Consider the following 12558-nt stretch of genomic DNA (forward strand, 5'->3'; position numbering starts at 1 on the left):
TGTTGAGTTCTCAAGGAACGGACGCTTCCTTTGTACTCACCCTCTCGGGCTTTCCTCCGGGCTTTCGTTCTTGCGTTTCCGACTCTATCAGAGTCAGTCCCGCTTGCTTTCCAGGTCCTTCGCTTTCGCGTTTTCCCTTTCCGGCGGTCCCAACCTTACCAGATCTTTTCCGCTCCGTTTCCGGAGTGGAATTGAATTCGGTGGCCGTTGGAGGGCCTTTCCCTTTCGGGCGGATCAGACTTTATCAGGTCTCCCTGGGTCTTGAATCCCGCCCGCTCGCAGAGCACGTCCGGACACACGTGTGTGCCCGGGGTGTTGTGCGAGGTGGGGTCGTAAACGTACTGGAGCGGGGCCCCCGGATGCAAATCCGGTTGCCCCGCTCCGGTGACGGCGCTACGGCGAGGCTCAGACCTCGACGACGACCGGGAGGATCATCGGGCGGCGGCGGTAGCCGTCCGAGACCCACTTGCCCATGGTCCGGCGGATGAGCTGCTGGATCTGGTGCGGCTCCGCGACGCCGTCGGCGGCGGCGCGGGCGATGGCTTCCTCGATCTTCGGCAGGACCGACGTGAAGGCCGAGTCCTCGATGCCGGAGCCGCGGGCCTGGATGTTCGGGCCGCTGATGACCTTGCCGGTGGTGCTGTCCACCACGACGAAGACCGAGATGATGCCCTCGTCGCCGAGGATCCGGCGGTCCTTGAGCGAGGACTCGGTGACGTCGCCGACCGACAGGCCGTCCACGTACACGTAGCCGGCCTGGACCTTGCCGGAGATCCGGGCCTTGCCGTCGATCAGGTCGACGACCACGCCGTCCTCGGCGATGACGATGCGGTCCTTCGGGACGCCCGTCATGGCGCCGAGCTCGGCGTTGGCGCGCAGGTGACGCCATTCGCCGTGGACCGGCATGAGGTTCCGCGGCTTGCAGATGTTGTAGAAGTACAGCAGCTCGCCGGCGGACGCGTGGCCGGAGACGTGCACCTTGGCGTTGCCCTTGTGCACGACGTTGGCACCCCAGCGGGTCAGGCCGTTGATCACGCGGTAGACCGCGTTCTCGTTGCCCGGGATCAGCGACGACGCGAGGATCACGGTGTCACCGGGGACGATCCGGATCTGGTGGTCGCGGTTGGCCATGCGGGACAGGGCCGCCATCGGCTCGCCCTGGGAACCCGTACAGACCAGCACGACCTCGTCGTCCGGCAGGTCGTCGAGGGTCCGCACGTCGACGACGAGGCCGGCCGGGACCCGCAGGTAGCCCAGGTCACGGGCGATGCCCATGTTGCGGACCATCGAACGGCCCACGAAGGCGACCCGGCGGCCGTACTCGTGCGCTGCGTCCAGGATCTGCTGGATGCGGTGGACGTGGCTGGCGAAGCTCGCCACGATGATCCGCTTCTGGGCGCCGGCGAAGACGCCGCGGATGGCGTTCGAGATGTCGCGCTCGGGCGGGACGAAGCCCGGGACCTCGGCGTTCGTCGAGTCCGAGAGGAGGAGGTCGATGCCCTCCTCGCTCAGACGCGCGAAGGCGTGCAGGTCGGTGAGGCGGTTGTCCAGCGGGAGCTGGTCCATCTTGAAGTCGCCGGTGGCGACCACCAGGCCCGCGGGGGTGCGGATGGCGACGGCCAGGGCGTCCGGGATGGAGTGGTTGACCGCGATGAACTCGCAGTCGAAGTGTCCGAGGTTCTCCCGGTCGCCTTCCTTCACCTCAAGGGTGTAGGGGCGGATCCGGTGCTCCTGCAGCTTGGCCTCGATAAGGGCCAGCGTCAGCTTGGAGCCGATCAGCGGGATGTCCGGCTTCTCCCGGAGGAGGTAGGGGACGGCGCCGATGTGGTCCTCGTGGCCGTGCGTGAGGACGATGCCCTCGATGTCGTCGAGCCGGTCCCGGATGGACGAGAAGTCCGGCAGGATCAGGTCGATGCCCGGCTGCTCCTCCTCGGGGAAGAGAACGCCGCAGTCGACGATCAGCAGGCGGCCGTCGAACTCGAAGACGGTCATGTTGCGGCCGATCTCGCCCAGACCGCCCAGGGGGGTGACCCGGAGGCCGCCCTTGGGGAGCTTCGGCGGCGGGCCGAGTTCAGGGTGCGGATGGCTCAAAAGTCTCTCCTCACCACACACGCCACGTACCTCGTAAGGCACGTGGCGCGCATGTCATTCGTGCACTTGCTTTTGTCTGTTTTGTCGTCTTGCTTATTCAGTTGTGAAGTCCGATGTCAGAGCTGTACCCCGCCGGCGGCAAGATCGATCTTGAGCTGGGCGGCCTCTTCGGCCGTCAGCTCGACCAGCGGGAGCCGCAGCGGGCCCGCGGGCAGGCCCTGGAGGTTCAGGGCGCCCTTGGTGGTGATCACACCCTGGGTGCGGAACATGCCGGTGAAGACCGGGAGCAGCTTCTGGTGGATCTCGGTGGCCTTCTGGACGTCGCCGCCCAGGTGGGCTTCGAGCATCGCGCGGAGCTCGGGGGTGACCACGTGGCCGACCACTGAGACGAAGCCGACGGCGCCGACGGACAGCAGCGGCAGGTTCAGCATGTCATCGCCGGAGTACCAGGCGAGTCCGCTCTGCGCGATGGCCCAGCTGGCGCGGCCGAGGTCGCCCTTGGCGTCCTTGTTGGCCACGATGCGAGGGTGCTCGGCGAGCCTCACGAGGGTCTCGGTGTCGATCGGGACACCGCTGCGGCCGGGGATGTCGTAGAGCATCACCGGGAGCTCGGTGGCGTCGGCGATCGCGGTGAAGTGCCGGTAGAGGCCTTCCTGCGGCGGCTTGCTGTAGTACGGGGTCACCGCGAGCAGGCCGTGTGCGCCGGTGCGCTCGGCCTGGCGGGCGAGCTCCAGGGTGTGGCGGGTGTCATTCGTGCCGATGCCGGCGACGACGTGGGCACGGTCGCCGACCGCTTCGAGGACGGCTCGTACGAGGTCGTTCTTCTCCGCGTCGGTGGTGGTCGGGGACTCGCCGGTGGTCCCGTTGATGATCAGGCCGTCGTTGCCTGCGTCCACCAAGTGGACGGCGAGCTGCTGCGCGCCGTCGAGGTCGAGTGCGCCATCCGCCGTGAACGGCGTGATCATGGCGGTGAGGACCCGCCCGAAGGGGGTCTGCGGAGTCGAGATCGGAGCCATGGGTAACACGCTACTCGCTGCCATGCTCACGGTGTCCCCTCGGGGGACGTCAACGGGGTGTGGCTCCGGGCGCGGGCCGGGAGAAGTGTTGGAGCCCGGCACTGCCTGCTCGGGGGTTCAAGCAGTGCCGGGTCCGTTTGATCAGCCTAGATGAACTTTACGAAACGTGGCAATACGGACACTTCGGACTTGACTCCGCACACCTGTACACCACGGGCCCACCCATCCCCGTCAGGCTGTACCGGCGCTTACGGGGCGATACGCCCATTGGCGTTGTAGGCGGCGTACGTGAGCGGCATGAGCGCGGCCCAGTGCTGCTCCATCTTCTCGCCGACCATCTCGATCTCCCGTTGCGGGAAGGACGGGACGGCCGCGAGCTCGTGCTGCGTGCGCAGGCCGAGGAAGTGCATGAGCGAGCGCGCGTTGCAGGTGGCGTACATCGAGGAGAAAAGTCCGACCGGCAGGACCGAACGGGCAACCTCGCGGGCCACGCCCGCGGCCAGCATCTCCTGGTACGCCTCGTAGGCCTGGCGGTACGAGTCCTCCATGACCCGGCCCGTCAGTTCCTGCTGGGCCGTGGTGCCCTCGACGAAGACGTACTTGCCCGGGCGGCCCTCCTGGACGAGCTTGCGCTCGGCGTCCGGGACGTAGAAGACGGGCTCCAGCTCCCTGTAGCGGCCCGATTCCTCGTTGTACGACCAGCCGACGCGGTGCCGCATGAACTCGCGGAACACGAAGATCGGGGCGCTGATGAAGAAGGTCATCGAGTTGTGCTCGAAGGGGCTGCCGTGCCGGTCCCGCATCAGGTAGTTGATGAGGCCCTTGGAGCGCTCCGGGTCCTTCTGGAGCTCGTCGAGCGACTGCTCGCCGGCCGTGGAGACACGGGCGGCCCACAGCACGTCGGAGTCGGCGGCGGAGTGCTTCACCAGCTCCACCGTCACATCACTGCGGAAGCTGGGTTTCAGGTCTGAAGCGGCGGTCTCGCTCACCGGGGGTCCTTCCGAACGACTCACATGGGGCGCGCCCACTCTACGGCGCAGCTCGTGGCCCGACGCGCAGGTCCCGCGCGGGCCCGTGGGGCGGCTCGGCCACCCTTTCAGCTGACGCCCAGCCATGAATTTTGGTTATTGTCCGAATTCAGGCACCGATTGGGCGGCTCGTTCGTCTTCACCGGTACACGCCGCACGCACCCGGCACCGCCGCCCCCGGGCCCTGACCGTGAGGAGAGTCGCTCCATGTTCCTCCCCCAGCCACCGCTGGGCGGTACCCGCAGCGAACCCGTCCCGTTCGCCTTCGTCGCCGAGGCCGACCGTTTCCGCAGCAACGTCACTCCACCGCCGCGCGAACGCCTCGGCGCGGCCCAGATGACCGCCCGTAGTCTGGTCGGGCTGACCGTGGTGGCAGGACTCGTCGGCTCCCTGCTCTTCGGCATGCCGGCACTGCAGCCCCACCGGGCGCCCGCCAAGTCGCAGCAGTCGGAGGCCTCCGAGGGGCGGTAGCCTCACGGGCACAGCCCAACCGAACGTGCATGTGAGTGAGGTACAGCCGTGCCCCTGCCCTTCTTGACGGCCGACGGCGCGTTCGACGCGCACGAAGACAGTGCCGGCGGCGACGTACTCGCCCACGAGGACCCCGACCGCTGGCGCCGGCCCTACCGGCCCGGGCCCTGGCGGGTGGCCGGCGCCGCCCTGCTGCTCCTGCTGGCCGCGTTCATGCTGCTCGCCACGATGATCATCGCGTTCGCGGGAGCCTGGACGGGCGCCGCCGTCTGCCTGGCAGCCGCGCTCGGCGTGATCGGATCGGCGCTGCGCCTGCTGATGGCGGGCGTGTGGGTGAGTCCCGCGGGGCTTCGCCGGGTGGGCTTCTTCGCCACCCGTTCGATCGCCTGGGACGAGATCACCGAGGTCCGTACGGTCCAGCAGCCGGTGCGCCTGCTGGGGCTCCCGCGGACCGTCCAGGGGCAGGCCCTGACGGCGGCCGGGCGCGACGGCTCGGAACTGCCGGTCCTGCTGACCGACCACGACGCCGACTTCCTGTCGCGGACCGAGGCGTTCGACCGGGCCGCCGACATGGTCCAGGCCTGGGCCGAGGAGTACCGGGCCGTGCCCGCCTGACAAGGGACGGGCGGTGCCCGGGAAGCCCGTACAGGATCCGTTCAGGCCTGTACGGGCGTACGGGCGCCCAGAGCCTAGCGGCGCGGTCCGCCGTGCAGGGCGATGGCGCGTTGCATGGCCTTCCGGGCCCGCGGGGTGTCGCGGGCGTCGTGATAGGCGACGGCGAGGCGGAACCAGCTGCGCCAGTCCCCCGGCGCGTCCTCCGTCTCGGCCTTGCGGCGCGCGAAGACCTCGTCGGCGGAGTCCCGCAGGATCCGGCCGTACTCGTCCCGCTCCAGCTCGTCCACGGGCAGTCCGCCCTCGGCCTCCAGCTCCGTCGCCAGCTGGTTCGCCCTCGTCACGAACTGCGTGTTCTTCCAGAGGAACCAGATGCCGATGACCGGCAGGACGAGCACCGCCGCACCGAAGGTGACGGTCAGCAGGGTGCCCTGCCGGATCAGCAGCACCCCCCGGCTGCCGACCAGGACGAAGTAGACGACCAGGACGGCGGCCGTGAGGAAGTAAGTGATCTTCGCGCGCATGGGTACTACTGCCTGCTCATCAGCCGAGGTCGAGGAAGTTTTCCAGGCCGAAGGTGAGGCCCGGGTTCTGCACGACGCGGCGCGCACCGAGCAGGATGCCCGGCATGAAGCTGCTGTGGTGCAGGGAGTCGTGACGGATGGTCAGGGTCTCGCCCTCGCCGCCGAGCAGCACCTCCTGGTGGGCCAGCAGGCCGCGCAGGCGGATCGCGTGCACCGGGACGCCGTCGACGTTCGCGCCGCGCGCGCCGTCCAGGGCGGTGGCGGTGGCGTCGGGCTGCGGGGCGCAGCCGGCTTCCGCGCGGGCGGCCGCGATGAGCTGCGCCGTGCGGGTCGCCGTGCCGGAGGGGGCGTCGACCTTGTTCGGGTGGTGGAGCTCGACGACCTCGACGGACTCGAAGTAGCGGGCGGCCTGGGCGGCGAACTTCATGGTGAGGACGGCGCCGATGGAGAAGTTCGGGGCGATGAGCACACCGGTCTGCGGGGAGGCGGCGAGCCAGGCGTCCAGCCGGGCGAGGCGCTCCTCGTTCCAGCCGGTGGTGCCGACCACGCCGTGGATTCCGTGGCGGACCAGGAATTCCAGGTTCTCCATGACCGAGTCGGGGGTGGTCAGCTCGACCGCGACCTGCGCGCCGGCCTCGGCCACCGTCTCCAGCTTGTCGCCGCGGCCGAGGGCGGCCACCAGCTCCATGTCCTCGGCGGCCTCGACGGCCTTGACGGCCTCGGAGCCGATGCGGCCCTGCGCTCCGAGAACGGCTACCCGCAGCTTGCTGCTCATGCTTCTTCGCTTCCTGTCGTACGGGCCGGGCACCGGCCGGCGGCCGTGCCCGGCCTCAGGGTCTCAGACCACCGCTTCGTCGAGGCGGGCGGCCTGCTTCTCCTTGAGCGGGCCGATCACCGCGAGCGACGGCCTCTGGGCCAGTACGTCCCGGGCGACCGAGCGGACGTCGTCCGGGGTCACGGAGGCGATCCGGGTCAGCATGTCGTCGACCGACATCTGGTCGCCCCAGCAGAGCTCGCTCTTGCCGATGCGGTTCATGATCGCGCCGGTGTCCTCCAGGCCGAGGACGGTGGAGCCGGACAGCTGGCCGATGGCCCGCTTGACCTCCTCGTCGGTGAGCCCCTCGGAGACGACCTTGTCGAGCTCGCCGCGGCAGATCCGCAGCACGTCGTGGACCTGGCTGGGCCGGCAGCCCGCGTAGACGCCGAAGAGCCCGGTGTCGGCGAAGCCCGAGGTGTAGGAGTACACGCTGTAGGCCAGGCCGCGCTTCTCGCGCACCTCCTGGAAGAGGCGGGAGGACATGCCTCCGCCGAGGGCCGTGTTCAGCACGCCGAGCGCCCAGCGGCGCTCGTCGGTACGGGCCAGGCCGGGCATGCCGAGGACCACGTGGGCCTGCTCGGTCTTGCGGCTGATCAGGTCGACGCGGCCGGAGGTGCGGATGCGCTTGGCTCCGCTGCGCGGGCCGATCGGCTCGGCGTCGGTGTGCCTGAGCGCGCCGGCCTTCTCGAAGGCGGCGCGGACCTGGCGTACGACCTTGTTGTGGTCGACGTTGCCCGCCGCGGCCACCACCAGGTGGCGGGGGTCGTAGTGCTTCTTGTAGAAGCGGCGGATCCGGTCGGCGCCGAGGGCGTTGATCGTGTCGACGGTGCCGAGGACGGGACGGCCCAGCGGGGTGTCACCGTACATCGTGTGCGCGAACAGGTCGTGCACGCAGTCGCCCGCGTCGTCCTCGGTCATCGCGATCTCTTCGAGGATGACGCCGCGCTCGGCGTCGACGTCCTCCTCGCGGATCAGCGAGCCGGTGAGCATGTCGCAGACCACGTCGATCGCCAGCGGCAGGTCGGTGTCGAGCACCCGCGCGTAGTAGCAGGTGTACTCCTTCGCCGTGAAGGCGTTCATCTCGCCGCCGACCGCGTCGATCGCGGAGGAGATGTCGAGGGCGCTGCGCTTGTGCGTGCCCTTGAAGAGGAGGTGCTCCAGGTAGTGCGTGGCGCCGTTCAGCGTCGGCGTCTCGTCGCGGGAGCCGACGTGTGCCCAGATGCCGAAGGTGGCGGAGCGGACGGAGGGCAACGTCTCCGTGACGATGCGCAGTCCGCCGGGGAGGACCGTGCGCCGGACGGTGCCGATGCCGTTCTCGCCCTTGAGGAGGGTTTGGGTACGGGCGACGGCCCGCCCCTCCGAAGAGGGGCGGGCCGTCACACGGGAACTACGCGACGTCACTTGTCGGAGTCGTCCTTGTCAGCGTCGTCGCCGGCGGCCTCGCCGTCGATCACGGGGATCAGGGAGAGCTTGCCGCGCTGGTCGATCTCGGCGATCTCGACCTGGACCTTGGTGCCGACCGCGAGCACGTCCTCGACGTTCTCCACGCGCTTGCCACCGGCGAGCTTGCGGATCTGCGAGATGTGCAGGAGGCCGTCCTTGCCCGGGAGCAGGGAGACGAAGGCACCGAAGGTGGTGGTCTTGACGACCGTACCCAGGTAGCGCTCGCCGACCTCCGGCATGGTCGGGTTGGCGATGCCGTTGATCGTGGCGCGGGCGGCCTCGGCGGCCGGGCCGTCGGCGGCACCGATGTAGATGGTGCCGTCGTCCTCGATCGTGATTTCGGCGCCGGTGTCCTCCTGGATCTGGTTGATCATCTTGCCCTTGGGGCCGATGACCTCACCGATCTTGTCCACCGGGATCTTGACGGTGATGATCCGCGGGGCGTTCGGGGACATCTCGTCCGGCGTGTCGATCGCTTCCATCATCACGTCGAGGATGTGGAGGCGGGCGTCGCGGGCCTGCTTGAGGGCCGCGGCCAGGACGGAGGCCGGGATGCCGTCCAGCTTGGTGTCGAGCTGGAGGGCGGTCACGAACTCCTTGGTGCCGGCGACCTTGAAGTCCATGTCGCCGAAGGCGTCCTCCGCACCGAGGATGTCGGTGAGGGCGACGTAGTGCGTCTTGCCGTCGATCTCCTGGGAGATCAGGCCCATGGCGATACCGGCGACGGGGGCCTTGAGGGGCACACCGGCGTTCAGCAGCGACATGGTGGAGGCGCAGACCGAGCCCATGGACGTCGAACCGTTGGAGCCGAGGGCCTCGGACACCTGGCGGATCGCGTACGGGAACTCCTCGCGGGTCGGGAGGACCGGCACGATCGCGCGCTCGGCGAGCGCGCCGTGGCCGATCTCGCGGCGCTTGGGCGAGCCCACGCGGCCGGTCTCACCGACGGAGTACGGCGGGAAGTTGTAGTTGTGCATGTAGCGCTTGCGGGTCACCGGGGAGAGGGTGTCCAGCTGCTGCTCCATACGGAGCATGTTGAGGGTGGTGACGCCCAGGATCTGGGTCTCGCCACGCTCGAACAGCGCCGAGCCGTGCACGCGCGGGATGGCCTCGACCTCGGCGGCGAGGGTACGGATGTCCGTGATCCCGCGGCCGTCGATGCGGACCTTGTCCTTGATGACGCGCTCGCGCACCAGGGCCTTGGTCAGGCTGCGGTAGGCGGCGGAGATCTCCTTCTCGCGGCCTTCGAAGGCCGGGAGGAGCTTCTCGGCGGCGATGTCCTTGACGCGGTCCAGCTCGGCCTCGCGGTCCTGCTTGCCCGCGATGGTCAGCGCCTGGGCGAGCTCGCCCTTGACGGCGGCCGCGAGGGCCTCGTACACGTCGTCCTGGTAGTCCAGGAAGACCGGGAACTCGCCCTCGGGCTTGGCGGCCTTGGCCGCCAGGTCCGCCTGGGCCTTGCAGAGGGCCTTGATGAAGGGCTTCGAGGCTTCGAGGCCGGCGGCCACGATCTCCTCGGTCGGCGCCTCGGCGCCACCCTTGACCAGGGTGATGGTCTTCTCGGTGGCCTCGGCCTCGACCATCATGATCGCGACGTCGCCGTCCTCCAGGACGCGGCCCGCGACGACCATGTCGAAGACGGCGTCCTCAAGCTCGGTGTGCGTCGGGAAGGCCACCCACTGGCCGCGGATCAGCGCGACGCGGACGCCGCCGATCGGGCCGGAGAAGGGCAGGCCGGCCAGCTGCGTGGACGCGGACGCGGCGTTGATCGCGATGACGTCGTACAGGTGGTCCGGGTTGAGCGCCATGACGGTGGCGACGACCTGGATCTCGTTGCGCAGGCCCTTCTTGAAGGACGGGCGCAGCGGGCGGTCGATCAGGCGGCAGGTGAGGATCGCGTCCTCGGAGGGCCGGCCCTCGCGGCGGAAGAAGGAGCCGGGGATCTTGCCGGCCGCGTACTGCCGCTCCTCGACGTCCACCGTCAGGGGGAAGAAGTCGAGCTGGTCCTTGGGCTTCTTCGACGCGGTGGTGGCGGAAAGCACCATCGTGTCGTCGTCCAGGTAGGCAACGGCGGAGCCGGCGGCCTGGCGGGCCAGACGGCCCGTCTCGAAGCGGATGGTGCGGGTGCCGAAGGAACCGTTGTCAATGACGGCCTCGGCGTAGTGGGTCTCGTTCTCCACTAGCGTTTTCTCCATTTTCGTCGTCTCCGTCCGCTGCCCGTGTGGCTGCGGACGGTTGCGGAGAAGCGCTCCTTGCGTGCGGGCCGGTCTTCGATCGAAGTACCCGGTTCGGTGCCCGTGGGGCTTTCCGGGTACCACTACCGAGGACCGGCGGCGTAGGGAGGGCGCTCCTCCTCTTCAGTTGTGCACGTGCATCCAGACTACAAAGCGTCCGGTACGTCCCGCACGCAGAGCGGCAGCACGTACAGCAAAGGGAGCGGCCCCCTCAGTGTGGGAACCGCTCCCTTCACAGCGTCTTTACTTGACGCCGGCCGCACCGCGGCGGATGCCGAGGCGCTCGACCAGCGTACGGAAGCGCTGGATGTCCTTCTTGGCCAGGTACTGCAGCAGGCGGCGACGCTGGCCGACCAGGATCAGCAGACCACGACGGGAGTGGTGGTCGTGCTTGTGGGTCTTGAGGTGCTCGGTCAGGTCCGTGATGCGCTTCGAGAGCATCGCGACCTGGACCTCGGGGGAGCCGGTGTCGCCCTCCTTGGCACCAAACTCGGCGATGATCTGCTTCTTCGTAGCGGCGTCGAGCGACACGCGTACTCCTCGTATAGGTCTTCGTGGCCACCGAGTGCCCCAGGTCGAATTCTCTGGGGATCTTCCGTAACTCGGGAGGCGGGGTCCGCTGAGCGCAGCCCACAGACCCTTTGCCGGGGATCCGGGGGCGCGTACACAAACGGCCGTCACACAGCGTACCAGGCTGCCGCACGGCCCCTGTCTCAGCTGGTGAGAGCGCGGGCCCGGGCGTACACGTCCAGCACGGCGAGGGCCAGCGGGACAAGACTGAGCAGTACTGCCGCCTCGGTGAGGTCGAGCAGCCGTCCCCAGAAGGGTGACAGGCCCTTGCGGGGGATGACAAGCGCAATTCCCGCGAGGAGCGCCGCGCCGGCGGCGACGGCGGCGGAGAGCCAGATCGTACGGAGGTCCAGACCGCCGTGGTCGTGGTACTGGACGAGCTCCCGGACCAGGTCCGCCGGCGGGTGCAGGGCCAGGCCCAGGATCAGCAGTGCGATGGCGGCCAGGCCGGCGACGAGAGTGCACACGACCTGGGAGGTGTAGCGGAAGAGCCGGGCGCGCAGGAGCATGGCCAGCCCGGCGGCGAGGGCCAGCAGCCTGCCCCAGGTGTTGTCGGAGAAGCCGAGGACGGCGGCGGAGCCGACGGCGACCGCGGCGCAGCCGCCGACCAGGCCGAGCAGCATCTCGTGGCCGCGGCGGGCCTGGGCGGCGATGGCCTCGGCGTCGAGCGGGGCGCCCGGGTCGTGCTGCTCGGAGCCGGAGGGGTCGCCGTACGGCTCCGTCTCGTAGCGGTCCGGGGTCTCGTAATCCTCGACGGCGCTCTGCGGTGCGGCGTAGCCGATGGGCAGCCGGGCGAAGCGGGCGGAGAGGCCGGGCAGGAAGGCGACGAGGCCGATGGCGACCGGGGCGCAGACGGCGGCGGTCGCGGTGGCGGAGGCCGCGGTGGCGATGGCGGCGAAGGTGGCCAGGGTTCCGGTGGTGGCGAGGAAGGTGGCCGCGACGAACGGGGCGTCCCCGTTGGGGGTGAGCGCGACGAGGGCCACGGAGGCGACCAGGACGCAGATGCAGCCGAGCAGGAACTGGAGCCGGCCGGGTCCCTCGCCGGCGGCGGGGGCGATGATGCCGGAGCCTGCGATCAGCAGGTGCGGGAGGGCGCCGAGGCCGAGGGCGACGGCGGAGCCGCGGTCGCCGTACACGCGGGCACGCACGCCCGCGGCGGCGGTGAGGAGCACGCCCACGGCGCCGGCGATGATGCCGGGCAGGCCGTGCATGTCGTGGCGGACGGGGTCCGCGTACCAGAGGACGAAGCCGAGCAGGACGAGCAGCACGGCGGCGCCGGCCAGGCCCGCGCCGCGCAGCATGTCGTCGCTCCAGCGGTGGCGGTCGCGGACGACGGCGGAGGCGACGGCGTCGGAGACGTCGTCGAAGACGGCGGGCGGCAGCGACTCGGCGAACGGACGCAGGCTCAGCACCTCGCCGTCGAGGACCTGTTGGGCGGAGAGGGTGCGGGCGCCGTCGAGCACCGTGCCGTCACGGCGGACCAGATGGAATCCGGTGGGTGCGCCGACGGGCTGGGTCTGGCCGGTGAGGCGCAGGAGTTCGGGGTAGACGTCGGCGACGGCGATGTCCTCGGGGAGAGCGACGTCGATGCGGCTGTCGGGAGCCACGACGGTGACCCTGCAGAAGCCCGTCGTTGCGGCCGTACTCACCTGTGTGACCCCCTGGTTGGCGAAGCGGGTGCATGGGCTGTCGCCTCGGATTCGCGGATGCGCATACTGCGCGGGCCACCCTACCGGGAGTATGCATGACTGTCGG

Annotated in this window: 11 protein-coding genes; 2 read left to right on the top strand and 9 right to left on the bottom strand. The window is 69.6% G+C overall.

What is annotated here, in order from left to right; genetic code table 11:
* Positions 1 to 405: 405 nt before the first annotated feature.
* From ABTY04_RS16650 to thyX, 3 genes are all read right to left on the bottom strand, one after another.
* Positions 406 to 2091: a ribonuclease J gene (locus ABTY04_RS16650; RefSeq protein WP_352214073.1), complete on the bottom strand. Its 1686-nt coding sequence runs from the start codon at positions 2089 to 2091 to the stop codon at positions 406 to 408.
* Between the two features lie 116 nt (positions 2092 to 2207).
* Positions 2208 to 3107, bottom strand: coding sequence for a 4-hydroxy-tetrahydrodipicolinate synthase (gene dapA / locus ABTY04_RS16655; protein WP_352214074.1), 900 nt, complete (start codon positions 3105 to 3107; stop codon positions 2208 to 2210).
* Between the two features lie 248 nt (positions 3108 to 3355).
* Positions 3356 to 4096, bottom strand: coding sequence for an FAD-dependent thymidylate synthase (thyX, locus tag ABTY04_RS16660; protein WP_352214075.1), 741 nt, complete (start codon positions 4094 to 4096; stop codon positions 3356 to 3358).
* A gap of 246 nt (positions 4097 to 4342) precedes the next feature.
* Between thyX and ABTY04_RS16665 the strand changes: the two genes are divergently transcribed.
* Both ABTY04_RS16665 and ABTY04_RS16670 read left to right on the top strand, forming a co-directional pair.
* On the top strand, positions 4343 to 4606 hold the full coding sequence (locus tag ABTY04_RS16665; RefSeq protein WP_352214076.1) for a hypothetical protein: 264 nt from the start codon (positions 4343 to 4345) through the stop codon (positions 4604 to 4606).
* 48 nt (positions 4607 to 4654) lie between these two features.
* Positions 4655 to 5221: an SCO5741 family PH domain-containing membrane protein gene (locus tag ABTY04_RS16670; RefSeq protein ID WP_352214077.1), complete on the top strand. Its 567-nt coding sequence runs from the start codon at positions 4655 to 4657 to the stop codon at positions 5219 to 5221.
* 74 nt (positions 5222 to 5295) lie between these two features.
* On the opposite strand, the gene ABTY04_RS16675 is transcribed toward ABTY04_RS16670, so the two are convergent.
* The 6 genes from ABTY04_RS16675 to eccD all read right to left on the bottom strand — a co-directional run bounded on the left by ABTY04_RS16675 (position 5296) and on the right by eccD (position 12452).
* On the bottom strand, positions 5296 to 5742 hold the full coding sequence (locus ABTY04_RS16675; RefSeq protein WP_352214078.1) for a tetratricopeptide repeat protein: 447 nt from the start codon (positions 5740 to 5742) through the stop codon (positions 5296 to 5298).
* A gap of 19 nt (positions 5743 to 5761) precedes the next feature.
* Positions 5762 to 6517, bottom strand: a complete 756-nt coding sequence (dapB, locus tag ABTY04_RS16680) for a 4-hydroxy-tetrahydrodipicolinate reductase (protein WP_352214079.1) — start codon at positions 6515 to 6517, stop codon at positions 5762 to 5764.
* A 63-nt stretch (positions 6518 to 6580) separates the two neighbouring features.
* A complete protein-coding gene (locus tag ABTY04_RS16685; protein ID WP_352214080.1) occupies positions 6581 to 7960 on the bottom strand; it encodes a M16 family metallopeptidase in 1380 nt (459 codons plus the stop codon).
* Complete coding sequence (locus ABTY04_RS16690) at positions 7957 to 10179, bottom strand: polyribonucleotide nucleotidyltransferase (RefSeq protein ID WP_352214199.1); 2223 nt, start codon at positions 10177 to 10179, stop codon at positions 7957 to 7959. The genes ABTY04_RS16685 and ABTY04_RS16690 overlap by 4 nt, the downstream gene beginning before the upstream one ends.
* Before the next feature lie 297 nt (positions 10180 to 10476).
* Positions 10477 to 10764, bottom strand: coding sequence for a 30S ribosomal protein S15 (gene rpsO / locus ABTY04_RS16695; RefSeq protein WP_030161433.1), 288 nt, complete (start codon positions 10762 to 10764; stop codon positions 10477 to 10479).
* Between the two features lie 182 nt (positions 10765 to 10946).
* Complete coding sequence (gene eccD / locus ABTY04_RS16700) at positions 10947 to 12452, bottom strand: type VII secretion integral membrane protein EccD (RefSeq protein WP_352214081.1); 1506 nt, start codon at positions 12450 to 12452, stop codon at positions 10947 to 10949.
* Positions 12453 to 12558 lie beyond the last annotated feature (106 nt).

This window comes from Streptomyces sp. NPDC097981, from assembly GCF_040302565.1.
Taxonomy (GTDB): Bacteria; Actinomycetota; Actinomycetes; order Streptomycetales; family Streptomycetaceae; genus Streptomyces.

What these genes read in the sequence shown, in the direction of transcription:
- ABTY04_RS16665 (WP_352214076.1), top strand. Translation starts at nt 4,343, where the DNA reads ATGTTCCTCCCCCAGCCACCGCTGGGCGGTACCCGCAGCGAACCCGTC.
- ABTY04_RS16675 (WP_352214078.1), bottom strand. Translation starts at nt 5,742, where the DNA reads ATGCGCGCGAAGATCACTTACTTCCTCACGGCCGCCGTCCTGGTCGTC.
- dapB (WP_352214079.1), bottom strand. Translation starts at nt 6,517, where the DNA reads ATGAGCAGCAAGCTGCGGGTAGCCGTTCTCGGAGCGCAGGGCCGCATC.
- dapA (WP_352214074.1), bottom strand. Translation starts at nt 3,107, where the DNA reads ATGGCTCCGATCTCGACTCCGCAGACCCCCTTCGGGCGGGTCCTCACC.